This is a genomic window from Mesorhizobium sp. M0698 (assembly GCF_040320455.1).
Taxonomy (GTDB): domain Bacteria; phylum Pseudomonadota; class Alphaproteobacteria; order Rhizobiales; family Rhizobiaceae; genus Mesorhizobium.
The window spans coordinates 15079-37382 of sequence record NZ_JAMYPQ010000023.1; the positions used below are offsets into that span (position 1 = coordinate 15079).

The window sequence follows — 22304 nt, forward strand, 5'->3', positions numbered from 1 at the left end:
GTCCGGTAAGAGGTGATCGTCGACGGAGATGGAAGATGTAAGCATGCGGTAGAGCTTTCGCTGCGCCGGTGACGGTCAAGGGTGGCTGCAGCCAACGCCATGCGACTTTGTCATTGACGCTCACGAGCACTGGCGGCAGGACTTTGCCGGGTCCAGCCGTTTCCGCCGGGGCCAAATGCTGACTAAAGATACCCTTTAGGCGAGCTCGCCGGAGCCAGGCGCGGAGGTCGCGCGGCAGACTTGTATGCGGCAGACCGCGAGCGGACCTGAACCCTGATGCAGCATGCGCATCGGTGGCGGAGCTCGCCGGCCCCATTTGCCTGACGGTCCGACGGCCATGTGTTAGCTTTGGGTTGCCGCCATCTCCGGAACAAGAGAACGACGTAATTTTGAGTGCTTTGATACCTCGGTCAGGGTAATCGCATATGAAAATGGCTGGGCTCACCGTCCCTTATTTCTCCCAATGGGAAACGCCGGCAATGACATTGCCAGTACTGGTGGACGGACCATCGGTCCTGCAGCATGACCCCGTGTGGCGCAATTCCGGTGCGGAGACGATTGAGGAATATGTGCGCTGGGCTGGCAACGTTTGCGGCATGGCCTGCCTGAAGATGATCCTTGCGGCGCGCGGCGAACTACACCCAACACTCAGCCTCGCGCGCGCCTGCACGACCTATGGTGGCTATGTCATCAACGAGCTTGATGCCTCGATCAAGGGGCTTATCTACGCGCCCTTCGTCACGTTCATCACCGAGCGTTTCGGGTTGGAAGCAGAAGTGATGACGAATCTCGAAACTGTCGCCCTTCCCCAGTCTCTCTCAAGGCGGCAGTTTTTCATGGCCTCTGTGCATCACTCGATTCGCTGGCCAGAGCAAGAGCCGCCATCCAAAGGTGGGCATCTGGTGCTGGTGACAGCAGCGTCTTCCGAGGCCATCCGCTTCCACAACCCATCTGGTCATGACAAGACGAGTCAGGCCGGCGTGACGCTATCGCACGCCAGCTTCGAGCGCTTTTTTGCAAAACGCGGCGTCGCGATCGGCTTCTGATCTTACACAAAGCCCTTCTTAAGGCGCTTTACGGAGTACATTTCGGTGCTTTTGCAACGAGTCATGCAGGCTCTGGAGCCAGCTAAATACCACGCCTTTCCGCTCTTTGTCACCTGCGAGGACAATGGTTGTGTGCGGATGAGCATTGCAGCGCTCGCTACACCATCAACCGGAAGAGGTTATCCCGTCCCTGGCGGACGCGGGCACATGGACGCGGCTACCACACGGCAACATAAGCGGCCCCGGAGAAATCTGTATGGCTCGATGGGGGAAGATGGCTCCGTGCAGGGGCCTTGCAGACGTCGAGGTGTGCCGCTCGTCAGTTACAGCATTCTCGGTTCGGCGACCCGCTGGACCAGGACATCGCGAAACAGTTGCTAAGGTCCGCAGGGCTGCCAGTAACCAGCAAGGTGTTTAGTGACAAATTATTCCGCATGACGCTGCGCTGGCGGCCTTACCCACGCAGCCGACTATCTCTCCCGGATCTGAACAGCGACCCGTCTGTAACCGTCGCCGCGATCGCACTTGCGGTGAACGGGCCAGTTCCAAGTATTGTCTCCCAGTTGCCGGCAGAATTCATTCGAGCCGTGCCAAGCGTGGATCTGACGATCCAGGGCAATGACCTTCTCATACGCCGCCCGTAGCTGCTGGACCAAGGGGCTAAGCGAAATTCGGGCGAGCGGTGGGATGAACTTGTTTTCTCATTATACTCGAGTTCAATTATCATCTCGACGCAATAATGCGCTGGCGCGTAACGGTTCCGAACTCAGCCAAGTTGGCCGTGCAAGGCGTTGACCAGCGTTGCCGGCTGCCGATCCGGAGCTCTCGACTCGATGCAGCATCAGCACACTCTGCTGCTCTTCGCTCTTCACCGGAAGAAGCCGGCCGTCGCACCGCCGCGCAGGCCGGCGCGCAGCTTCCGCCGGGCGGCAAGCAGCGGCTCCATGATCTCTTCGAGATTGGGCATGCCTTCGACGAGCTCGCGAATGCGCTCCTCGAACTTCACCGTTCCCACAACACCGACCTTGAGCCGAAGTTGCGCAGAAGACCGCGGATGTCGTTCTCGATGGCGATCGCCTTTCCCTGCAGCAGCTTGCGGGTTGTCAAGAGTGCTCGCCGCATCTGGCTCGTCAGCGGTGCACCGGGCGGTACAAGTTGACCCGCATCATCTGCGCGATGCCGCGCGCGTCGTTGCGATCCGTCTTGTTCGGCTGCGCCTTCAGGAACGCTCTCACATGGCGCGTCTCGATGCAGATGACCGGCAACCCGGCGCTCGCCAGTCCCTCGAAAAGCCATTGCGACAAGGGCCCGGCCTCGAGGCCAACCCGTTCAATGTTCAAGGCAGGATCCTTCAGGACGGCGAGGAGATCGTCAGGGTGGCTGACGACCTTCACCTCGCGGCAGATCCTGCCGGATTCATCAACGATGCAAACGGCGGTTTCTTTTACCGCGACATCGAAACCGATAAAGTGCTTCATGCTGCGCTTCCTTTCCTGATGCTTGTGGCTGTTTGGACAGACCACGTTTTATCATCAGCTCGAAGCGCAGCACCTTCCTGCATCACCGTTGAAGAAGGGGCGCAAGCCGAATACCCCATCTAATGAGTTTATTGCGGGTTCCTCGATCATCTTGCGCGGCGATATATCCTGGTCTCGGATGTGACCGAATCCCAAGTGGAGCGATATCTGCGCGATTCGGTCGCCCTGTTCCGGCAGCGTCGTGGTCGACGTCCCGGTCCGCGCTGGCACCAGATTCCGTGTGCGACCATTCACGCACTGCTTCGGGTTGTGCAGGGGCAGTGGCTACCAGCCACGAAAGCGACCTGCGCCGCCGATGCACTGCGATTCACGATCTGCAACGAATACGAGACTTGGCTTAACGAGGAGCGTGGCTTTGCCCAGCCAGCATCGACGCGTCTCGTGGGTTCAGCTCGACAGTTCCTGGCTTGGCAACTCGAACGAAGCGGTGCTGAAGGGCAACATCGACCGTTATATTGATCGGCTTGCGTTGAAGCTGACGCTCTGCTCGCTGAAATCTGTAGCGGGGCGGCTTTGCTTGTGACAGCCACACTATGGCACCTTGAAGAGCCGGGGCCGCCACTACATCAGGTCTGATCGCCACTACCCACCGAGGTCCTGTCAGCTATCCCTGGGAAGATGTTCGACAACCGACAAATGGCGGGCGTGTTGAGTCAGCGACACGATGGTGTTGGGCTGGGGCTCCTACTGCACTGTCTAAGGCATTGAAGTACATTAAAAACTTCTCTCTGAGCCTCTTCTGCGCAGTTGGAACGACTTTTGCTGCCTTTGTTGTGAGGCGGCAGGGCTGCCGACGGACATTCGTATCGCGGGGAACCGCGATCGTCGGAACGGAAGGAAAGCAACACGTCGGGGCAGCACCGCCATCTCTGAAGCCGGGAGCGCTCTTTCAGTCTCTTAGCTCAGCCTAGTGAAGGACGGCGCCGGCTCCGGGCCGAGATGTTCAACAAAACACTTGGGCTTGTAGGTCGACGATGCCGCGCAGACGAGTACTCGGTCCGGGCTTGCATTCAAGGAGAATGACAATATGGATGACAATATGCATGACGCCGCAATGCTCTCTGCCGCACGTCAGGTTCTTTCGAACACGCGCCTCCTTCTTCTCGCAGGAGGCTCATCAACTGAGCGCGGGAGTTCACTTACAACGAGGGATGCATTAGTGCCGTATCTTCAAAAACTTTGCCGTTCAGTTGAAGTTGTTGACCCTAACGATGTAGACCACCTGCTCCGCGCCGCTCGCCAATGCGATTTCGTACTAAATGTTGTCTATGGCGCGGGAGGCGAAGACGGTACGATACAGGGGTTCTTTGACATCTTACGCGTTCCTTACTCCGGGCCATCCACCCTGCCCTCCGCAATCGGAATGAACAAAGAGATCTTTGTCTCGTTGCTCCGAGATTCGGGGTATCCGGTCCCACATGGCTGCCTAGTAACAACCCTGGGAGATCCTCGGTCCTGGCCGCGCGAACTCCAGCAAGCGCGGATACTGGTCCTCAAACCTATTGACGAGGGGGACAGTCTAGGAATCAAGATGCTGGATGGCCAGGCTGCAGCCGCAGAGGCGATTGCCAGAATCGAACCCGCTGACCGCTCCAGATGGCGCCTTGAAGAATTTATCGAAGGGCCATTCGGCACCGTCGGCATCTTTCAAGGTGGCCCAGAGCTTATTATAGGCGATGCTGTACTGTTCGACCTTCCAGACGGCTGGCGATTCTACGACGACCGGCTAAAGCTGAAATTGGTCGATGAGCGTGCCACACCCAGGATACTCCATAGACCGGCAGCAGAACGTATCCGCAATGATGCCCTCAGGCTTTATAGGCAGCTGAACTGCAAAGGGCTTGTGCGCTTCGACTTTATCTATAGCGACGGCGCCCCCGTCTATCTCGAAGCTAACACCATCCCAGGACTGTACCCTGGCAGCAATGTGGCACACTCCTTCCAATCGCGGTTCTCGTTCGAAGATCTCCTCACACTGACCACTGCTGTGCAAATTCCTGGGCAGCTAAAATGAGACCAATGTTCAAGGGATATCCAGCACACTGCAGCAGCGCACGCCAGCTAATAGCGCAAAAAAGGTCGACACGTGGGTCCGCTTCAGCCTCATCGCGGAAAATGCAGCGTTCGGAATTCGTCCTACTGACCTGTTTTGCAATTCGCTATGTTCCTCGCAGAGATCTGGAGATTCGCGCCCTCAAGCCGAGTTAAACAAATCAATCAAGGAAATTTAACGAAATCATCGATCAAGATGCCCTGCGGCAGTGATCATTTAGAAGGATATTCTTGTGACACCTTCTAACCATATAAAAACCAGCTTAGAATCACCTATGTCCAACCAACCTTTTTTCTCGGGCGTTGCCAGATCCATCCTAGATTTAGTCCCGCCAAACTTGTTCTTCACGCTCGAGAACATCGTGCGAGCACCGGTGATAGTAAAATGCGAAGGTCTAAATGCAGCGGGTTCGGTCAAAATGAAGGCCGCCATACGAATCGTCGATGATCTCGAGCGCGCAGGAACTCTCACTTCGGGAAGCACACTCGTAGAGTCATCATCCGGAAATCTTGGAATTGCACTTAGCATGATCGCCGCAGCACGCGGATATCGCTTTATCTGTGTCAGTGACGCAAATACGGCTTCTAGTAGTATTAAGACCATGCGTGCTCTGGGAGCCGAGGTGATAGTTGTCACAACCAAGGATGCGAACGGGGGATATCTCGGCGCTCGTATCGAACTGATCAAGACCATGTGTGCCGAGGATCCGTCAAAAGTCTGGGTTAACCAGTATGCGAACGCCAGCAACTGGAAGGCGCATTATGACATAACCGGGCCAGAAATCTTGAGCTGTTTCCCAAAAATCGATTGGCTGGTGATTGGTGCCGGGACAACCGGAACGCTGATGGGATGTGCTCGGTACTTCCATCGTAATTCGCCCCTTACCAGGATTGTTGCGGTCGACGCGAAAGGCTCCGTAACCTTCGGAACACCCCCGGCTCGCCGGCTTATACCAGGGCTTGGTACTAGCCGCTGTCCGGAGATTACTGACCCTACCCTTCCCAGCGAAGTCATCCATATAGATGAAACCGAGACAATATCCATGTGCCGTGCGCTTGCGCGGCAAGGTATCCTTGTCGGCGGCTCCACTGGCACGGTACTCGCAGGAATTGCTCGGATCGGAGACCGAATAGCTGAGACCAGCACGGTCGTTACGATCTCACCGGATCTCGGATCAAAGTATCTCGATACGATCTTCGATGACCAGTGGGTCGAGCAGAACTTCCCCGGGCTCCAAGCCTCTAAATCCTTGCAGGCCTAACCAAATGATCATGAGTTATAAGGCAAAACCGGTGCCATGCTTTCGCGTTGTCTCCGGGCGAAACGCATACGAGACAATCTACTCCTCTATAGACACTGTTATAGAGACGGTAAAGGGTGCCTACAGGGCACACGAACAGAAGAATACCGTCAATCCAGACAGTTATTTCTTATACTTCCCGAACAGAGAACGAGACCGCATAATAGCCCTTCCTGCACACATCGAAGAGCCCGGACGATCCATAACCGGTATCAAGTGGATTGCGAGCTTCCCCGATAACCTGTCGCGGGGCATACCACGTGCTTCGGCTACGCTGATTCTCAACGACCCATCCACGGGCTATCCGCTGGCGTGCCTTGAGGCGAGCGTGATCAGCGCAGCGCGTACTGCGGCGTCAGCGGTGCTCGGAGCTCTTTGGCTAAACGGTCACAGCCGTTTTGCTCCCCGCCTCGGGATAGTCGGTACAGGCTTCATCGCCCGCTATATTGTGGAATTCTTCTTGCGTACCGGGTGGCGCTTCGAAGAATTGCACTTGAACGACATGGATGCGGATTCGGCAGAGGCGTTTGCCCTCCGGTTTGGACAATCAGTCGGATGCGTAAAAAAACACGCTTCGGCAACAGACTTGGCCCGAACCGCCGATCTAATTGTTTTTACGACTTCTGCGTCGAGCCCCTACGTAACAGATCCAGCCGCGCTTTCGCATAACCCACTTGTGCTTCATGTGTCGCTTCGTGACCTCTCTCCGGAAGTTATTCTTTCGGCACACAATGTGGTCGACGATGTTGATCATTGCCTCAAGGCGAACACGTCGCTCCACTTGGCCCATCAACAGACCGGGCGCCGAGACTTCGTGGGATGGACACTGCCCGCTATTCTTTGTGGCGCTCCCGCTCCCGATAGATCACGGCCGATAATCTTTTCCCCCTTTGGAATGGGAATTCTCGACCTCGCTGTTGGATCGTATGTGCTCGACGCGACAGTGCGCAACGGGTCGGCTACTGAGATCCCTGATTTCTTCTATGACCTTACGCGAGTATGAGGCGGCGGCCATGGGTATGAAGCCTACAGGATTCACTCCATGATCCAGACCTCTGAGTATCCCAAGCCGATCCTTAATGCGAATTCAACATCGGATTTGCCCCAGGCCGCTAGCAAGCAGCTCTTGGCCGTATGTTCAACGTGTGGTGCCTCGTATCCAGCTAAGCCCGATCTGTCCGTCTGCTCGTGCACAAGACAATCAAATCTCCTGATCCGGTACAGTACTGGCGTGGGAACTAAGGCCGCTCTACTCGCTTCAACTGGCTCGACCGGCAGACCGTCCCTTTGGAGATATTCGCCATTACTTCCGGCGCATCCTCATTATGCAAGCCGCCTTGATGTAGGATGGACTCCATTAATCGAGGCCGGGAGCATTGGCCGCGTCCGCCTTCTACTTAAGGATGAGACTCGTAATCCAAGTGGATCGCTCAAGGATCGGGCCAGCGAAGTTGTGATTGCTCTAGCCGCACAAAATAACATCAGGAATGTGATTGTGGCATCTACGGGCAATGCTGGGGCATCCCTGGCCTGTCTCGGCGCAGCTAGGGGAATTTCTGTAACAATCATTGTGCCTGAGAACGTCCCAGGCGCTAAACTCGCCCAAAGCGTAGCTTATGGTGCGCGGGTTTACAGGGTTGAAGGCACCTACGACGACGCCTTCAACCTAGCAAGCGAGGTCAGCCGACATCGGGACGTGCTCAATCGTAACACGGGACGGAACCCTTACACCCGCGAAGGCAAAAAGACGTGTGCGTTCGAGATCGCTGAGCAACTCGGATGGCAAGCTCCGGACTGGGTTGTCGTTCCTACCGGGGACGGCAACATTCTGTCTGGAATCGCGAAGGGGTTCGAGGAGCTATTCAACCTCGGAATGATCACTTCCCTGCCCCGGCTCATTGCGGCGCAAGCGAAAAGTTCTAACGCTATTGCTCGCCGCTACAGGGGAGAGCACTGTGCTGTCGCACAACCCCGGACTCTGGCCGATAGTATCAGCGTGAGTGAGCCGAGAGACGCAGACCTCGCAGTCCGGGCTTTATACACCTCTCGCGGATCCGCCATCGAGCTGGCTGACACTGAGATTATCGACGCCGTCCACAGTCTCGCCCGCCAGCACGGCTGTTTTGTGGAGCCGTCGGCAGCAGCAGCGTATGCCGCTACTGAGCGTCTGGTAAGCTTCGGCATGACGCAGCCTGGCCAAACCGTAGTTACTATTCTAACAGGCACTGGTCTGAAGGACCTCCGGCCAGTGCTTCAATCTCAGAAGTGTGCTGACGCACCACTGGTGAAGCCTGGCGAATGGCAGAAAATCGAGTAGGCGGGGAAAGACTGACCACATCCACGACTCGACGATTTAGAAATGATGATCCCGAACGACGGTCTCTTGATACTACCTATTTCGCTCAAGGGAATGGTCTGACAGTTAATGGTGGGGGCACAACGTAGTAGCGTTCGCGAGGCAAGAGGATCTCATAATAAAGATGTTGCGTATACAATCGTTATCAATGTGATTACCCGAAACGAAGAGACCGGAGAATTTGAATTTTTTGACAAGACGACAATCCATCGCACACCATCGCGCCTGACGCTTGTGCTGCGGATAGGACCAAACCCGTCAGGAACACCAACAACCACAGTGAGACTATCCACGACCTTCCTCATCAAACGGCATATGTACATGCAAGTGTTTATCGACACAACGAACTCGCCAACTCCTACCGATCACCAAGTAGTCCTAGACGGCCTCAGATCCTTCAATGAGACACGCGGAGTAGGCACATCGGAGCCTATTAGCGTACTCGCCAGAAATCGGTCCGGGGACGTTGTGGGAGGCCTTATCGGTCGCATTTTTGCGTGTTGGCTTCACATTGAGCTTTTATGGCTGCCGGAGCATCTTCGGGGCGCTGGCATTGGTGTACTGATCCTCTCTCGCGCTGAACATGAAGCCCGGCAGCGTGGTTGTATTGGCGCTTATCTCGACACCTTCAGCTTTCAAGCTCCGGCATTCTATGAGCGCTCGGGCTACACGATCTTTGGCACTATCGGGGACCAGCCCCCAGGCTTCGAGCACTACTTTTTTCTGAAGAGGTTTAATGACAGGTTCCATCGCAAGGATGAATTGCAGCAGCCAAACCAAGATTGCGCGAACGGCATCACGTAAGGTCAGGCAACTTAGCCAACGCCAAACCTTGGTCTGCGAGACCGATCTCTGATTCCCGATCAGATTCTCAAACATGTCGAAGCCACTCTAGGGCCTGGACTATAGCTTCACCCGCGTGCGTCTCACAGCGACTCAGCAGTGTCGTAAAAGAACTGAATTTGTGCCCGGCGGACTGCCGACCTGGTAAGTCAACTTAGACGCTACCGGCAATCTCTTTTCTGACAGACAGTTCGCGGAATCGATAGGGAAGCTAACCAGGTGATGCACGGATTACTTTCGGCGACTTGAGGCGGTGACGTGAAACCGCTGTTCTCAGGGTATCCATCCGGCGTGTCGCGCTTTGTTCGGGTGATTAACGAGTGGTCTTAAGCGAGCTCTTATGAGCGCACTTGGGAGCGGTTGATGGGTCGGATCACGTTGCTCATAGGCCCCGAACGTCGGCGGCGGTGGAAGAGGAGGAACGGCGCCAGATTTTGGAGCAGGCGTTTTCGCCCGGAGCCTGTGTGACGCAGGTGACGCAGCGGCATGACCTTTCGACGGCACATGGCGTCGCAAGCTGTGCGAACACGGGCCCGGACTCGTGCCTTCCAGAGGCGGTGATTGTCGATGAAGACGTTGGCGATCCACTGGAGCACCGGCCGGCTATTGTCGTGGCTGGTAAAGGGCGGCCGGGTGAGCATCTTCGCGGGAGCGACGCCCACGCTGGTTACGGCAGTGGTAAAGGCACTGCGGTGATCCCGTCGGGCGCGGGGTATGGCTGTCGATGGACCACACCGACATGAGGAAGGGCCTGCAGGGCCTGGCTTGCTTGCAGCAGCACCTAAGCGCGATCCCCACGGTGGTGATCTCTACGTTTTCCGCGGACGCGCCGGATCGCTGGCAAAGATCATCTGGCATGGCGGATCGGCAGATCGGCATGTCGCTTTACGCCAAGCGGCTCGAGAAGGCCCGCTTCATTTGGCCCCAGACGAAGGACGGTGCAGTGTCGCTGACGAGCGCTCAGCTGGCATCTCTGCTCGGCAGGATTCACTGGCGCAACCTGCAATACAGCTGGCGTCCGGCGAGCGCGGGATAGTACGCGGATTTCCTCGGCCAAAGGGGCATTTTTCGGTTGCACCGAAACAGGTGCTGATTCATTTCGGCCATGGAAGCCGCCGTTTCGCCCCTGCCGGACGATGTCGAAGCGCTTAAGGCGCTGGTTGTTTCTATGGGCGCCGAACTTGCCGCCGCGAGGGCTAAGGCGTGGGCTAGGGAAGCTCTGATCGGGCACCTCAACCTGCAGATCGCCAAGCTCAGGCGAGCAGTATGGCCCCAGCGCCAAGGAGCCGCCAACTGGAGTTGCAAATCGAGGAAGTCGAAGCGACCGCCAGCGAAGATGACCTCGCCGCCGAGGCGGCGGCGACCAGGAGGACCAGTGTCACCGCCTTCGAGCTCAAACGGCCAGTGAAGAAGCCGTTCCCGAGCATCTGCGGCGTGAACGCATCGTCATCCCCGCCGTGTTCGTGCCCGACTTGCGGCGGGGCGCGGCTTTCGAAGCTCAGCGAGGACCGTAACCGAGACGCTGGAGGTGATCCCGCGCCAGTGGAAGGTATCCAGACGGTGCGCGAGAAGTTCTCGTGCCGGAACTGACGATCACCCAGCCGCCGGCGCCGTTCCATGTGGTGCCGCGTGGCTGGGCAGGTCCTGGCTTGCTCGCCATGCTGCTGTTCGACAAGTACGGCCAGCATCAACCAATGAATTGCCAGGCTGAACGTTTCGCGCGCGAGGGCGTACCACTGACCCTGTCGACCCTCGCCGACTGCGCATTTCGCAAAAACGGGCCTGCGGCAGGAGCCATAGCACCTACGGAATGAAGGAGGGCAGCCGAAATAGCAGCGCGCGCAGCTTTTCTCTGCGGGCGCGCACCGGTCGAGGCCGCCATTCCCAGTCAAAGTTTCTCGAGAACGTGAATGTTTACACGCATCCCGGAGAGACCGACCATGACCACCCAGATGCCACGGGTCACCTTGTTGGCTCGCGCAATGGCCATGAGTTGGCACCACTTCGCCTCCCCGAGGTCGGAAAAGGGCAGTGCGAACTCGTCCATCGACTCACGTGTGAGGTGATCTTTTTGCAGCTTCGTGGCGCTGGTCTTTTTTGCGCTGCAGGTGCTACGGCGATCCCTGCAGGTAACCGAGACGGAGGTGACAGATATGATGGCATGCGTGGACACCGTCTGCTGCGGCTTTGGTACCTTGATACCCAAGGTGGAGCTTAAGAGCGCATTAAATGCGGCCGCCGATCCGAACGCTGAGTATGGAGCTACCCAGCGCGAAATTCTTAGCCTGGCTGCTTCTGCAAACGCGGCCAGCGAGATCGAACGTTGGGCCGGATATCAGCCCACGCCGCTCGTTCCTTTGCGCGGACTGGCGCGTGCTACGCATGTCGAAGCTATCCACTACAAAGATGAGGCGAGTCGGTTCGGTCTTGGTAGCTTTAAGGCACTGGGTGGGGCGTATGCAGTCAGCCGGCTACTTTCTCGTGAGATTCGCGCATGCACAGGACGAGAAAAAGTCGACATCGATGATCTTCTGTCAGGCAAGTACACCGAAATTACGAATAGAATTACGGTGACTTGCGCGACCGACGGAAATCATGGTCGTTCGGTTGCCTGGGGCGCGCAGCGCTTCGGCTGTCAGTGCCTAATTTATGTTCATGCGGCTGTCAGTCAAGGCAGGGTAGATGCGATTGCAAAATACGGATCACAGATCGTACGCTCAGCGGGCAATTACGATGATGCTGTGCGGCAGGCCGCAGTTGATGCGGCAAAGTATGGCAGGTTTGTGGTTTCCGATACCTCGTATGAAGGCTATCTCGATGTGCCACGGGACGTGATGCAGGGCTACTCGGTGATGGCAGAAGAAGTTCTTCGCCAATTGCCGTCGGATCAATTGCCCACTCACATCTTCTTGCAAGGAGGTGTTGGAGGATTGGCTGCGGCGGTGTGTGCCCATTTCTGGGAGACCCTTGGTCCAAAGCGACCGCGCGTTATTATTGTCGAGCCTGCGAAGGCGGCTTGTCTCTTCGAAAGCGCCAAAGCCGGCCATCCAGTCGCTGTACATGGGGAGCTAGATACCGTCATGGCTGGTCTAGCTTGCGGCGAAGTATCGCTGTTGGCTTGGGAAATCCTTCGCATCGGCGCACATGCATTCCTGACTATCGACGATCACTCTGCGCTCGAGCTTATGACGTTTTTGGCGGAGGGGCGCTCTGGAGACGATCCTCTTGTCGCAGGGGAATCGGCAGTGGGGGGGCTGGCGGGTTTTTTAGGGTCCGCGCAAGATTTGGCTCAACGCGCTGCTCTGGGTCTTAACTCGACTAGCCGTATTCTGGTGTTTGGCAGCGAAGGTGCTACGGATCCCGCGCTTTATCTACAGATCGTGGGCCAGCCCGCGGAAGCCATAAGGAAGACTGCATAAACGACTGCGGTCCACCCTGCGTACCTCGGAATGGATCATGCACGCCTTTCACCGGGCTGGGACGACTCGAGGGATGGTCCCTAAATGCCTTGTTATTGACGCATTTCCGGCTGCCCTTGATCTGCTCCTTCCCCATTGGTTTTCAAAATGGCGAAATGTTTTGTTGATCGCTGAATGCGATTATCAAATAAAAAACATTGGAGACAACATGGAAAATAGCGACGTTGTGTCCCTTGCCCAAGCGCTTGTGCAAACACCTAGTCTGTCCGGCGAAGAGGGCCGCGTAGCATCGCTTGTTGCACAACGGATGCGGGAATTTGGTTTTGAGGTAAGTATCGACCACAACGGATCGGTTCTCGGCACGGTGGGCCCTGAGAAAAGCGACCTCGCGATACTGTTCGATGGACATTTAGACGTCGTTCCGGTTGCGGGGAAATGGACCGTCGAGCCGTTCGGAGGCGAAATTCGCGAAGGACGGCTTTATGGGAGAGGGAGCACGGACATGAAGGGCGGCATTGCTGCCGCAATATGTGGTGTTGCCGCCGCGGCTCGGGAGGGCAAGCTGAAGCGTCGTGTCGCAGTGTCCGCGAGCGTGCTGGAGGAGGTTATTGAAGGTCATGCACTTTCTGCAGTGCTGGATTCCTGCCGTCCACAGGCCGTAGTTATTTGCGAGCCTTCGAAGCTGCAAATCAAGTCGGGACAAAAAGGCCGACTTGAGATTCTTCTTACCCTACATGGAAAGCCGGCACACGCGGCGTCTCCCGAGTGCGGAATCAACCCACTCTACGCTGCGGCAAAGGCACTTCAGGCACTACAGGCTTTGCCGCTTCCCCAGGATCGTGATTTTGGCGAAGCGCTTCTGGTTCCTACCGACGTGATCTCCTCCCCTTACCCATCGATCTCCATGATTCCCAGCACCGCAGAAATCCGCTTCGATCGACGGACGCTACCCGGAGAAAGCAAGGATGATATCCTGAGCTCTATCGAGGATTGTCTTCACCAAGCTGAAATTCGCGGCTTCGACCTAGCCATAACGGAGGACCCCGTGATCACTTATACGGGTAAGACGGCTATGCCTCCTCGCTGGCTGCCGGCATGGCGGGCTGAAAGCGACAACATGCTTCTTAAGAACGCCATCGCTGCAGTTGAGGCTTCAGGTGTCGAGCCGTCAGTGGGCACTTGGCGGTTCTGCACAAATGGGTCGGAGTCGGCGGGTAGACGCAACATCCCTACGATTGGACTTGGTCCCGGACGGGAGGAGGAGGCGCATACGATTGATGAATCAATCGAAATTGAGCAACTGACGTTGGCTCGAGATATCTATCGGCATCTGACATTGATCGCCGCAACGTAACGCACTGAACCGGCGCGAAGCTTCTCTTCCCACACGCGCTCAAGCGAGCGCGCCACCAGACGGTTCTCAGGGTCTACCGCATCATATTGGCGCCGTGCTCTTTCCGCCTCATAACGAGCCCGCTCGCGCCGCAGCGCCCACTGCCGCTCAAGCTGACGCGTCTACAAATGCGTATGTCAGCCGCTTGCTCTGTTAGCGCAGCCAGACCACCAGATCAGAAAGAGCACGCTTGCGAAATAGGCCAACTGAAGGAGCAGCGAACAAGCCAGCGTCGTGACGACTACGGTACGGATGGAATGAGAAGCGAAGTAGACAGTCACAGCGGTGCTGCACAGGACTATTCCCAGGGCGCGACAAAAGATTCTAAAGGGCAACGCCGTTCTCCTGGTTTTGTCTCCTCAGATCATGCTGCGACCTGGTCGGCCGCAATATGGGTCTGGCAGTTCTTCGGGCAGACGCGGCCGCAGGCTCCGCAGCCAATGCAGCGGCCGGCATGGTCGACGACCATGATCATGCGATTGAGCTCGCCGTCGAAATCGTCGTCTTCGCCGTCGCAGGCGCCGAGGATTTCACCCGCGTCATCGACGCCGTAAAGATGCATGACCTCGCGAGAGCAGACTTTGAAACAGCGGCCGCAGCCGATGCAGGTCGTGCCGTCTATTGCGGTGAGATATTCCGGCATCCATCCGGAGCCGTCGCGGGTGGTGAATGTGCTCCTCATCGTAACTTCTTCATTGCAGCGAGCTCTCTCTTGGCACCATCCAACTCGGCAAAAACGGCCGACGTTTCCTCGGCAACTTCCTCTATCTCCGTCCATTTTCCCGGGAGATCTTCTGCAAGGTCGCGCAATTTCATCTTGGCAACTGCCGCGCGCAGCTGAAGCTTTCGGACTTTCTTCCCCATCTCATCTAGCTTTGACATAGATCCTTCCTCGAAATCGGTTTCTTCCGCCCGTGCCACGTCGGGATAGGCTTCAATGGCTGCAGTCGCATCGTCGACCAGTTTCGTATCGGCCTCCGCGAGCTTCCTGAACGTGTCGAAGCCGAACCGGTGGATGTCTCGACAGAGCGACCAACCGCCCGGCCGTGAAAAGCAATCGTCCGAAGCCCCCATGGGTTTCATCTTTGTCATTGGCGATGTCATCAGGCCGGAGCGCTCCTCAATCGCGAGCCCGACGGCGGTGTAGAACATGTCGAGCCTCCACAGCACGTCCGGCTCGGGATCGCCGATGACCGGCATCGCACGGCGCTGTTTTCTGGTGACGATGAAGTTGGCCAGCAGTTCGGCGTCCGATTTGCCTTCCAGTGACCCGGAGGCTCTGAGCACGGATCAGCCGCACGAGGCATCTGACAAAAGGCATGGCAAGGGCCGCCTCGTCCTCGTTGACAGCCGGGCTGACCGCAGCACTAGACATTTCGCCTTCTCCTCATTTCAGTCCTCTTCGTCGAAGCACGATGTCTGTTTTCTGGGATGCCTACTTCGGGCACACTTGCGCAGCCGACGCCCGGCTCGGCGCGGCTGATGCCACGCAATTGATATCCCTCTGGCCGACCTTGAACACGTCCTTGACTGCGAAGTCTTCAACGTGAATTCGCGTCGAACATCACTTCCGCCGCAATGCGGCCGGAGGCCATGAATTTTTGAGCGTCGATCCTGCTGCAAACCATCGACCAAGTGCTGCATGGACCCTCCTGCTGCGGTGACGCCAGGGAAATGGACGAATTGGCCAGTAAGCCATTTCGACCAATTACCCTTTTTTATCTTTCCTCCTCGGCCGACCGCGCTTTGGCACCTTCGGGAAATTGGTTTGCGCAGCCGCAAAGAGAGCGCCGCAACAAGCCTTCGCACCCCTGTACTTGGCGAGGGCCTGCAGCAAATCCGGCAGATGCTGCTCTTTCGATTCGGCCGGGGTAGGCTCCGGACGGTCCAGCGACGTCAGTGCCAGTTCGACCAACTCGATCGCGCGATCATTGTTGCCGTTCTCGTGACAGTATCGGGCGACCGCGGGATAGGACCGGAACTTAGGGCTGTCCCCTTGCGGGGGATTCAGCGCCAGGATGTGTTCGGACAGCTCCTTGCCCATCGCGAAGCGCTCAGCAGGGGGAAGGCGCGAATGGTCATTGGCCGGATGGAAAAGTTGGTCTAGCGCCGAAACCATCCAGTCCTCGGAGTTTTTGTCGATCGCGTCGCGAACCAATTGGCGCATCACGGGCAAGCCGGTCCACATGTCTTGAATTTTGTGAAGCAACAGATGCGCATGAGCCAGGCGGAAATTGATGTGGTCCGGCATCAAAGCGATGCCCTCTTCGATCGCCCAGAGCGCCGTCTTCCAATCTTCTAACTTCACCGCCGCCCAGAATCTGTCATCGATCGGCTGCTTCAACGCTTGTTCGCGCGCCATGGGTTCGCTTGTGGCGATCCGCTCCGTATCGGCGGCTTTAGCTTTATCGCTGATGCGCCAGCTGCCGTTAAGCACTTTCGGCAAAACCTCATCGAGTTGGTTGGGATGACCGATAAAGGCGATGTGGCCGTCTCGGTCGACCACGAACGAGGTCGGAATTCCAACAGAAAAGCTGGGTTTCATCCAAAGCTTGTTCATTTCACCTGTGTGGTCGAACGCGATCCGATAGCTCAGATGCGAGCACTTTTCGGTCAACCACGCGTCCAACTTGGTGCGAGCCTCAACGGCCGTTGGAGCGTCTTCATTAGCCGCGACGCCGACGACCTCAAGTCCGCTGTCCCTGTATTTTTCCTGGAGCCGCATCAGATCGAGCATCTCCGCCACACATGGTTCGCACCAAGTTGCCCAAAATTTGACGATATACACTTTGCCGGGTTGGAAGTTCGTCAGGGGCTCGCCACGCAGCCAGGTGTCCACTTTGATCGAAGGAGCCGGTGACTTCATCTGCAATACCATGCTGCTCTCCAAAGCTGTGCCACAGGTTGCGTGACTTGCGCGAGCTTGTTTCCCGCTTAGAGAGGGGCACAAGGGTTTCAAGGAAAGGAGAGCGGCTCTCGTCTCGCGCATCTGCATGCAGTCAGCCTTCACTTAAGTGTTGCCACATCACAATCAGCAAAGGCCGTGCCAGCGCGCTCAGCGGCAGTAAGCGCATGAACCGCTAGAAAAACCCCAAATGCCAAGATGGCCGGTTGTATTGAAGCCGACATGTTTTCTGCCGCTGTCAAGTTTTGGACAAGCATCACGCGCTTCGCGTCGGCAGAAAAGCGTGGCCCGGACGATTCATGCATTCGGGCCGAGGGACGAGGCCGATGGACATCATGACTGCGTTGGCTATCGTCAGGCCGTCATGATCGTCCGCTTCACGCCACCGGCTTGAGCGTATGGCCGTTCCAGCCCTTCAGGCGGTGGCGTATCTCGCCATTTGCGATCAGGGAGGCGCTCCATCCTGATCCAGCGCCGCCTGCGCCCTGCCCTCTTGCGCGATTGAATCCTCGCTGGCGCGCCATGGCATTTGTTCATAACGGAGCCGATCCAGCTGCGGCTCGCCATACCGCCTCGCCAGATCGACGATAATGATCATGGCGGACAAGGCAGGGATAAAGTCGGCATGTGCCGACCCGGTGAACTCTCCCGGATCCCTGCTTTGGCATTCTGTGTCCCTGTGCATAGGCCTTCAGGGACCGCCAGATGCGAAGATGAGCGTGCCGGAATGGCCGGCCAGAGGCCACTCGGTCTCCACGCCGGTTGGGCCTGACCGATGAAGACGCTGAAGATGAGCGTCCTCACCCCTAACCAGGCCTGCCATTCCAGACCATGATAGCGTGATTTATGCGATGGATTCCCGCCGGCCGCGGCTAGAGCCCGACCGTCCGACCCGAAGGCCGGTGCCTTGGCCGCTGCACATTGCGGTGTTCAGGTCCCGGCCGGTGGTGAGGGAATCGTGATAGCGCCAATACGATGCGGCTTCGGTCCGAACGCGGCCTGCCGCGCTGAAACAACTCTCTTTCTCGACCTGACGCCGGCTCGAGTATCCGTGTTTTGAGCGCATTGAGGACGCCTGGGCCTCTGCCGGGCCGTTGGTCTGCGCGTTACGGATCGTCCGGAGAGCAGACGCCAGCGCGCGTCAGAGCCGCCCGGGGAGTGTTCTTGGCGACGGCGCTCGCAAGTGGCTCGAGGAGCTTCGCGAAACCTGCGCCTTTGCCGCGAGCTTTCTGCGACTTCGCGCCAGGTGACCAGGGCGTAGAGCTTCGAACAGCGTCGGTGCTGCTTTGGAATCCGTCAGCGAGCCAAAAACAAGGGCAATGACGGCTTCCCAACTATCCATCGCGTCACGCCGCCGAAGAGTCGCTCACGTAGCCTGCGGTTGCCGTAAGCACCCATGACTATCATTTCTGCAGGCGTGTCGATTGCGTGCTGCGCGAGCACCGTGGCTGCCGATTTTCCGGCGCTCGCCAGCAGGTCAACCGACACCCGAGCACCGTGCCTAGTGAGATAAGGCAGCGATATCGGCTCCCGGCTCGGTACCGTTTCCGGTGCAGGTCGCCTCCGGATCGACTAGTGCGACACGAACTTTCTCAGCACCGGCTAGCAGATGCAGCGCTTCCCGAACCGAACGGGACGCCTCGACTCGCGAATCCCAGCCGACCAGCACGCGCCGTGGAGAGAGAGTCGCCTCAGCGCCCTCCGGCACGACAAGCACCGGCTTTCCGGTATCGAACAGACTGCCGTTTATAACGAGAGGCCCGAGATTAATGTCATTGAGAAGTGCAGGGCCGACGATTGTCAGGTCGTTGCAGAGCGCCCGCTGTCGCACCGCGTCACCGACGCTGGCCTGATCGCAGTAGTGGGTATCGACGTCATAGCAAAGCCGCATGGCTCTCAGCTGTTTCTGAATTTCCCTGGATGTTGTTTCCAGTCTGGCCATGTCCTGTGAAAATCTTTCGATCTGCCTAAACCGTTTGTCCAGTCTGGCGATGGCCTGTGCGCGTTGTCCAGGCCACTCGGGGATGCCATCGCCGAGCAGCGGAGACGGCATAATGAGCGGCGGAGGCGACATCACCAGTACGGAAAGATACGCGCCGACTTCGGCACACAAGCTGGCAGCTGTTCTGACATCCTGATCGGAGTGGTCAGCTCCCGTCACACTGAGTACGCTTCTGAAAGCCATTTGACTGCTTCTTTCTGAATATGTCGTACCTGCCGGCGCGTTTCGAAGCCGCAAGACTTGCCCTCAGCACGGCGGAAATGCGGAGTGGCACCACATCGGTTATCTATTCAGCCGTCCGGCCACTCGAGCGAGTAGCCGGCCGACCTGACGGTACGAATGACGCTGGAGGGGGAGGCCGCCTTCAGAGCCCTTCTGAGCCGGCTGATATGGACATCCACGGTGCGTACACCGACATGGATATTGGCCGGCCAGGCCGCGCTGATCAGCTCGTCTCTGGTGAAGACCTTGCCGGGAGTCTCAAGCAAAAGCCGCAGCAGGTTGAACTCGATCGGCCCAAGGTGGACTTCGTGGCCATTACCCCGAACGCGGTGGGCATCGAGCCTTATCTCAAGGTCGCCACAGGAGATCCAGCCGCCGTTTTCAATCCCGTTCGAACCCGGCTTTGGCAGCGCCAGCTTCATCCGTAGACAGTCAAGCAGCTTGGCCGGCGCGAAGGGCCGCACAAAGCTCTCGTCAATACCAGCCTTCAAGAGATCGAGGTGCTGGTTCTCGGCGCCGGGCGCGATCAGCGCAATTACGGGCAGGCCGCCGGTCCGGGGCTCCCCCTTGAACCGGGCGCAGATTGTGGAGCCTGTCGCGCTTGCCGGCCCGCAGTCCAGCACTACCGCCTGGAGCTCCCGTTCATCGGCCAATGCAATTGCTTCCTTCACGCCGCCTGCCGGCTCACAAGTGAAGCCGTCCACTCCCAGAATGTGGCTGAGGAACAGATACAACTCAGCATCTTGCGAACAGATCAGGACCAGTGGCTTCATCAGCGCTACCCCAAGAACCACATCGGCCTCGACCGCCTCGATTGAGAGGGCTGGCCATCGCATGTCCTCAAGGCCTGACATGATCCCCTTGATCGAAAATCCGTTTCATCACGCACGCGCCACGTCGGGATAGGTTTCGATGGCTGCGATGCCATCGCCGACCAGTTTCGTGCCGGCCGCCGCGAGCTTCCAAAACGTCTCGAAGCCGAACCGGTGGACGTCGCGCAGGGTCTTGGACAGAACGACCAGTCGCCCGGCCGTGAAGAGCACGCGCCCGAAGCCCTCGTGGCTCATCTCCATCATCGGCGATGCCATCAGGCCGGAGCGTTCCTCAATCGCAAGCCCGACGGCGGTGTAGAACTTATCGAGCCTCCACAGCACGTCCGGATCGGGATCGCCGATGATCGGAATTGCACGGCGCTGTTCCCTGGTGATGATGAAGTCGCCCAGCAGCTCGGCGTCCGATTTGCCTTCCCATGACCCGTGGGAATCATTAGCACGGACCAGCCGCACGAGGCATTTGACGAACGGGGTGGCAAGGGCCGCCTCGTCCTCGGTGACGGCCGGGCTAACAGCGGCTTCAAACATTTCGCCCACTCCTCATTTCAGTCCTCGTCCTCGAAGGACGGTTTCTGTTCGGCGACACCTGCCTGCGCCAGCACCTTGCGCAGCCAAGGGGGAGGACACGTCCTGAGCATCATCTGCGTGCGCAACAGCACCTCTTGGATGGTTTGCGGCTGCGGCACTTTGATCGGATGAATTTTTGCCGAAACAACCTTGGCTGCCGAAGGTCCGCCGATCGCCCGACAAAACAGGAGATGACATCCCTTCAGCGCCTCCACCTTCGGGGTGATGCGGTCGTCGCCCTCAGTTCGATGCTTCCCGCTCTCGTCGGAAACGTCATCGAAGGCCACGGCTTCCACGAGATTCCACTCCTCGCGCGTCACGTCGTAGACAGCAAAGCGCCTGGCCGAACCGAAATGGGCGTTGAGGTTCTTCATGTCGTGCGTGGCGATCGCCACGCGCAATGCGCCGGCTTGGCGTTCCGGCCTCGGTGCGTGAACCTCGTCAGTGACGAGCGAGAGGCGACGAACGGAGCTCATCTGGCATTTCTCGCTTGCGGAGTGGATCAAGCGCCTCAGGCGTCGGCGCGTGCCGGTTGGCTTCAAAAATGTTGGCAACCTCGAAGATCAGGTCGCGGGTCCCCTGGTAGAGGATTGTGAGCTTGTGCTGGCTGCCGAGCCGGTCGAAGATCGGGAAGCCGACCCGCATGAGCGGAATGCCGAGGCGCTGCGCCGCCTGGCGGCCGTGGGAATGGGTGACGAGAAGATCAGCGCCGGCGCCAAGAGCTTCCAAATCGCCGAGATCGCCGATTTGAACCGACTGCGCCGGTACTTCCTCCAAAATTTTCGACATGTCGGTCGTGGTGACCGCCGCCGCGATTTCGGAGCCCATGCCGATGAAGAAGCTCGCGAGTTGGTAGAGTTGGTCTGGTTCAGCAGCGATCGCAATTTTCTTGCCTCCAAAGTGGAAATGTCCGTCGAGCAACGCGTCCTGCAACTGCGCCCGGCGACGGCGCACCCCAGCCGGCGCCGCCGCGCCCGAAACCGCGGACATGAGCGAGACGAACCGGTCGGCGTCCTTCAATCCAGTCAGCGACTGGAACAGCACGTAAGGCACGCCGGTCAACCTCTGCAGCAGCTCGGCCGGGCGGCGCATATGCTCACCGATGACGATGCATTGCTCGGCCGTGCCAAGCTCACGGATATCCTCGACACTGGTGCCGCCATAGGTGGTCGCGACCCAGCGGTCGGGCACCGTACCGTCGAGCGAGCCGGAGACGTCCGGCAGAATCACGGGCTTCAGTCCAAAGCTTTCAAGCATCTCACGCAAATGCTCGATATCAGCCACAGTGAGGTTCCAGCCAGGCAGGATCACGATCTTCTTCGACTGCCGCGCCTGCTCGCCGGGACGCGTAATCCTTTCGATCATCGCGGTGACAGCCTTGGCCCAGCCCTCTTCGATCGCGCCGTCGAAATCCGGTGTGTTGGCTAGCACCACCTCCGTACCCGCGAGTTCTTGCCTGCGCTTGAGCCTGATATTGGCGATATCTCCTGCGCAGTCTTCGCCCCGGGTTTCCACCAGCGCCGTCGTGCAGATCCCGATCAGCATTGGGTTTGTGCGGGCCTTGAGGTTAAGGATCGCCTCTTCCAGATGGTCTGCCCCGCCGAGGATCGTCGCCACCTCGTCCATCGCCGTTGTCTGCAAGGGGATGGCTTCCTTGAAATGCCGCACGAAGAGCACGAGCGCAAAGCTGGTGCACCCCTGGCTGCCGTGGAACAACGGCATCGCGCCGTCGACGCCAAGAAAGGCCAAGGCGGCACCGAGCGGCTGCGATGACTTCAACGGATTGACCGCCGCCGCTTTGGTCTGGGGAAGGATGCGGACCATCGC

At 58.1% G+C, this 22304-nt stretch carries 21 protein-coding genes and 4 pseudogenes; 11 read left to right on the forward strand and 14 right to left on the reverse strand.

The features are described 5' to 3' along the window. Positions 1 to 431 precede the first annotated feature (431 nt). Positions 432 to 1046: a cysteine peptidase family C39 domain-containing protein gene (locus NKI16_RS29245; RefSeq protein ID WP_502897633.1), complete on the forward strand. Its 615-nt coding sequence runs from the start codon at positions 432 to 434 to the stop codon at positions 1044 to 1046. A 475-nt stretch (positions 1047 to 1521) separates the two neighbouring features. Here the strand turns inward: NKI16_RS29245 and NKI16_RS29250 are convergent. Both NKI16_RS29250 and NKI16_RS29255 read right to left on the reverse strand, forming a co-directional pair. Then, a pseudogene (locus NKI16_RS29250) lies at positions 1522 to 1969 on the reverse strand (transposase); the annotation flags it as partial. After that, positions 1957 to 2524: pseudogene (locus NKI16_RS29255) on the reverse strand (IS110 family transposase); the annotation flags it as partial. The pseudogenes NKI16_RS29250 and NKI16_RS29255, both read right to left, overlap by 13 nt. A 1087-nt stretch (positions 2525 to 3611) precedes the next feature. Between NKI16_RS29255 and NKI16_RS29260 the strand changes: the two are divergent. From NKI16_RS29260 to NKI16_RS29295, 8 genes and pseudogenes are all read left to right on the forward strand, one after another. After that, the gene (locus NKI16_RS29260; RefSeq protein ID WP_352924075.1) at positions 3612 to 4598 is read left to right on the forward strand and encodes a D-alanine--D-alanine ligase family protein; all 987 of its coding nucleotides are present in this window, start codon (positions 3612 to 3614) and stop codon (positions 4596 to 4598) included. Between the two features lie 313 nt (positions 4599 to 4911). Beyond that, on the forward strand, positions 4912 to 5898 hold the full coding sequence (sbnA, locus tag NKI16_RS29265; protein WP_352924077.1) for a 2,3-diaminopropionate biosynthesis protein SbnA: 987 nt from the start codon (positions 4912 to 4914) through the stop codon (positions 5896 to 5898). A gap of 10 nt (positions 5899 to 5908) precedes the next feature. Continuing rightward, positions 5909 to 6940 (forward strand): 2,3-diaminopropionate biosynthesis protein SbnB, encoded by a 1032-nt coding sequence (gene sbnB, locus NKI16_RS29270; RefSeq protein ID WP_352924079.1) that lies wholly within the window; start codon positions 5909 to 5911, stop codon positions 6938 to 6940. A 39-nt stretch (positions 6941 to 6979) separates the two neighbouring features. Next, on the forward strand, positions 6980 to 8254 hold the full coding sequence (thrC, locus tag NKI16_RS29275) for a threonine synthase (RefSeq protein WP_352924081.1): 1275 nt from the start codon (positions 6980 to 6982) through the stop codon (positions 8252 to 8254). Positions 8255 to 8614: 360 nt separating this feature from the next. Continuing rightward, positions 8615 to 9097 (forward strand): GNAT family N-acetyltransferase, encoded by a 483-nt coding sequence (locus NKI16_RS29280; RefSeq protein WP_352924083.1) that lies wholly within the window; start codon positions 8615 to 8617, stop codon positions 9095 to 9097. 606 nt (positions 9098 to 9703) lie between these two features. Continuing rightward, complete coding sequence (locus tag NKI16_RS29285) at positions 9704 to 9832, forward strand: hypothetical protein (protein WP_352924085.1); 129 nt, start codon at positions 9704 to 9706, stop codon at positions 9830 to 9832. 28 nt (positions 9833 to 9860) lie between these two features. After that, positions 9861 to 10172, forward strand: a complete 312-nt coding sequence (gene tnpB, locus NKI16_RS29290; protein WP_352924086.1) for an IS66 family insertion sequence element accessory protein TnpB — start codon at positions 9861 to 9863, stop codon at positions 10170 to 10172. A 69-nt stretch (positions 10173 to 10241) separates the two neighbouring features. Continuing rightward, positions 10242 to 10896 (forward strand): annotated as a pseudogene (locus tag NKI16_RS29295) (transposase domain-containing protein); the annotation flags it as partial. Positions 10897 to 11024: 128 nt separating this feature from the next. Here NKI16_RS29295 and NKI16_RS29300 read toward each other — a convergent pair. Next, entirely contained in the window at positions 11025 to 11183 is a 159-nt protein-coding gene (locus tag NKI16_RS29300) for a hypothetical protein (protein WP_352924088.1), read from the reverse strand. A gap of 34 nt (positions 11184 to 11217) precedes the next feature. On the opposite strand from NKI16_RS29300, the gene NKI16_RS29305 reads away from it, so the two are divergent. Then, entirely contained in the window at positions 11218 to 12555 is a 1338-nt protein-coding gene (locus NKI16_RS29305) for a diaminopropionate ammonia-lyase (protein ID WP_352924090.1), read from the forward strand. Positions 12556 to 12592: 37 nt separating this feature from the next. Next, positions 12593 to 13909 (forward strand): YgeY family selenium metabolism-linked hydrolase, encoded by a 1317-nt coding sequence (locus NKI16_RS29310; protein WP_352924092.1) that lies wholly within the window; start codon positions 12593 to 12595, stop codon positions 13907 to 13909. Positions 13910 to 14085: 176 nt separating this feature from the next. Here the strand turns inward: NKI16_RS29310 and NKI16_RS29320 are convergent, their stop codons facing one another. From NKI16_RS29320 to nifN, 11 genes and pseudogenes are all read right to left on the reverse strand, one after another. Next, positions 14086 to 14229 carry an exopolysaccharide production repressor protein gene (locus NKI16_RS29320; protein ID WP_352924094.1) on the reverse strand — a complete coding sequence of 48 codons (144 nt, stop codon included), beginning with the start codon at positions 14227 to 14229 and terminating at the stop codon, positions 14086 to 14088. 83 nt (positions 14230 to 14312) lie between these two features. Then, complete coding sequence (fdxB, locus tag NKI16_RS29325; protein WP_352924096.1) at positions 14313 to 14630, reverse strand: ferredoxin III, nif-specific; 318 nt, start codon at positions 14628 to 14630, stop codon at positions 14313 to 14315. Next, positions 14627 to 14830 (reverse strand): CCE_0567 family metalloprotein, encoded by a 204-nt coding sequence (locus NKI16_RS29330; protein WP_023801957.1) that lies wholly within the window; start codon positions 14828 to 14830, stop codon positions 14627 to 14629. Before NKI16_RS29330 ends, fdxB begins: the two co-directional genes overlap by 4 nt. A 90-nt stretch (positions 14831 to 14920) precedes the next feature. Next, a pseudogene (locus NKI16_RS29335) lies at positions 14921 to 15235 on the reverse strand (DUF269 domain-containing protein); the annotation flags it as partial. Between the two features lie 421 nt (positions 15236 to 15656). After that, complete coding sequence (locus NKI16_RS29340; protein ID WP_352924098.1) at positions 15657 to 16826, reverse strand: TlpA disulfide reductase family protein; 1170 nt, start codon at positions 16824 to 16826, stop codon at positions 15657 to 15659. Between the two features lie 1323 nt (positions 16827 to 18149). Further along, the gene (locus NKI16_RS34140) at positions 18150 to 18260 is read right to left on the reverse strand and encodes a hypothetical protein (protein WP_502897635.1); all 111 of its coding nucleotides are present in this window, start codon (positions 18258 to 18260) and stop codon (positions 18150 to 18152) included. Between the two features lie 94 nt (positions 18261 to 18354). Next, the gene (locus NKI16_RS29350) at positions 18355 to 19038 is read right to left on the reverse strand and encodes a universal stress protein (protein ID WP_352924102.1); all 684 of its coding nucleotides are present in this window, start codon (positions 19036 to 19038) and stop codon (positions 18355 to 18357) included. Positions 19039 to 19145: 107 nt separating this feature from the next. After that, the gene (locus NKI16_RS29355; RefSeq protein WP_352924104.1) at positions 19146 to 19931 is read right to left on the reverse strand and encodes a response regulator transcription factor; all 786 of its coding nucleotides are present in this window, start codon (positions 19929 to 19931) and stop codon (positions 19146 to 19148) included. A 27-nt stretch (positions 19932 to 19958) separates the two neighbouring features. Further along, positions 19959 to 20438, reverse strand: coding sequence for a NifX-associated nitrogen fixation protein (locus NKI16_RS29360; protein WP_352924106.1), 480 nt, complete (start codon positions 20436 to 20438; stop codon positions 19959 to 19961). Between the two features lie 17 nt (positions 20439 to 20455). Next, positions 20456 to 20953 carry a nitrogen fixation protein NifX gene (gene nifX, locus NKI16_RS29365; protein WP_352924108.1) on the reverse strand — a complete coding sequence of 166 codons (498 nt, stop codon included), beginning with the start codon at positions 20951 to 20953 and terminating at the stop codon, positions 20456 to 20458. Next, the gene (nifN, locus tag NKI16_RS29370) at positions 20919 to 22301 is read right to left on the reverse strand and encodes a nitrogenase iron-molybdenum cofactor biosynthesis protein NifN (protein ID WP_352924110.1); all 1383 of its coding nucleotides are present in this window, start codon (positions 22299 to 22301) and stop codon (positions 20919 to 20921) included. Before nifN ends, nifX begins: the two co-directional genes overlap by 35 nt. Positions 22302 to 22304 lie beyond the last annotated feature (3 nt).

Coding starts and splice junctions, on each gene's coding strand:
- NKI16_RS29245 (WP_502897633.1), top strand. CDS start 432: ATGGCTGGGCTCACCGTCCCTTATTTCTCCCAATGGGAAACGCCGGCA.
- NKI16_RS29260 (WP_352924075.1), top strand. CDS start 3,612: ATGGATGACAATATGCATGACGCCGCAATGCTCTCTGCCGCACGTCAG.
- sbnA (WP_352924077.1), top strand. CDS start 4,912: ATGTCCAACCAACCTTTTTTCTCGGGCGTTGCCAGATCCATCCTAGAT.
- sbnB (WP_352924079.1), top strand. CDS start 5,909: ATGAGTTATAAGGCAAAACCGGTGCCATGCTTTCGCGTTGTCTCCGGG.
- thrC (WP_352924081.1), top strand. CDS start 6,980: ATGATCCAGACCTCTGAGTATCCCAAGCCGATCCTTAATGCGAATTCA.
- NKI16_RS29280 (WP_352924083.1), top strand. CDS start 8,615: ATGCAAGTGTTTATCGACACAACGAACTCGCCAACTCCTACCGATCAC.
- NKI16_RS29285 (WP_352924085.1), top strand. CDS start 9,704: ATGAAGACGTTGGCGATCCACTGGAGCACCGGCCGGCTATTGTCGTGG.
- tnpB (WP_352924086.1), top strand. CDS start 9,861: ATGGACCACACCGACATGAGGAAGGGCCTGCAGGGCCTGGCTTGCTTG.
- NKI16_RS29300 (WP_352924088.1), bottom strand. CDS start 11,183: ATGGACGAGTTCGCACTGCCCTTTTCCGACCTCGGGGAGGCGAAGTGG.
- NKI16_RS29310 (WP_352924092.1), top strand. CDS start 12,593: ATGCACGCCTTTCACCGGGCTGGGACGACTCGAGGGATGGTCCCTAAA.
- fdxB (WP_352924096.1), bottom strand. CDS start 14,630: ATGAGGAGCACATTCACCACCCGCGACGGCTCCGGATGGATGCCGGAA.
- NKI16_RS29330 (WP_023801957.1), bottom strand. CDS start 14,830: ATGTCAAAGCTAGATGAGATGGGGAAGAAAGTCCGAAAGCTTCAGCTG.
- NKI16_RS29340 (WP_352924098.1), bottom strand. CDS start 16,826: ATGGTATTGCAGATGAAGTCACCGGCTCCTTCGATCAAAGTGGACACC.
- NKI16_RS34140 (WP_502897635.1), bottom strand. CDS start 18,260: ATGATAGTCATGGGTGCTTACGGCAACCGCAGGCTACGTGAGCGACTC.
- NKI16_RS29350 (WP_352924102.1), bottom strand. CDS start 19,038: ATGGCTTTCAGAAGCGTACTCAGTGTGACGGGAGCTGACCACTCCGAT.
- NKI16_RS29355 (WP_352924104.1), bottom strand. CDS start 19,931: ATGTCAGGCCTTGAGGACATGCGATGGCCAGCCCTCTCAATCGAGGCG.
- NKI16_RS29360 (WP_352924106.1), bottom strand. CDS start 20,438: ATGTTTGAAGCCGCTGTTAGCCCGGCCGTCACCGAGGACGAGGCGGCC.
- nifX (WP_352924108.1), bottom strand. CDS start 20,953: ATGAGCTCCGTTCGTCGCCTCTCGCTCGTCACTGACGAGGTTCACGCA.
- nifN (WP_352924110.1), bottom strand. CDS start 22,301: ATGGTCCGCATCCTTCCCCAGACCAAAGCGGCGGCGGTCAATCCGTTG.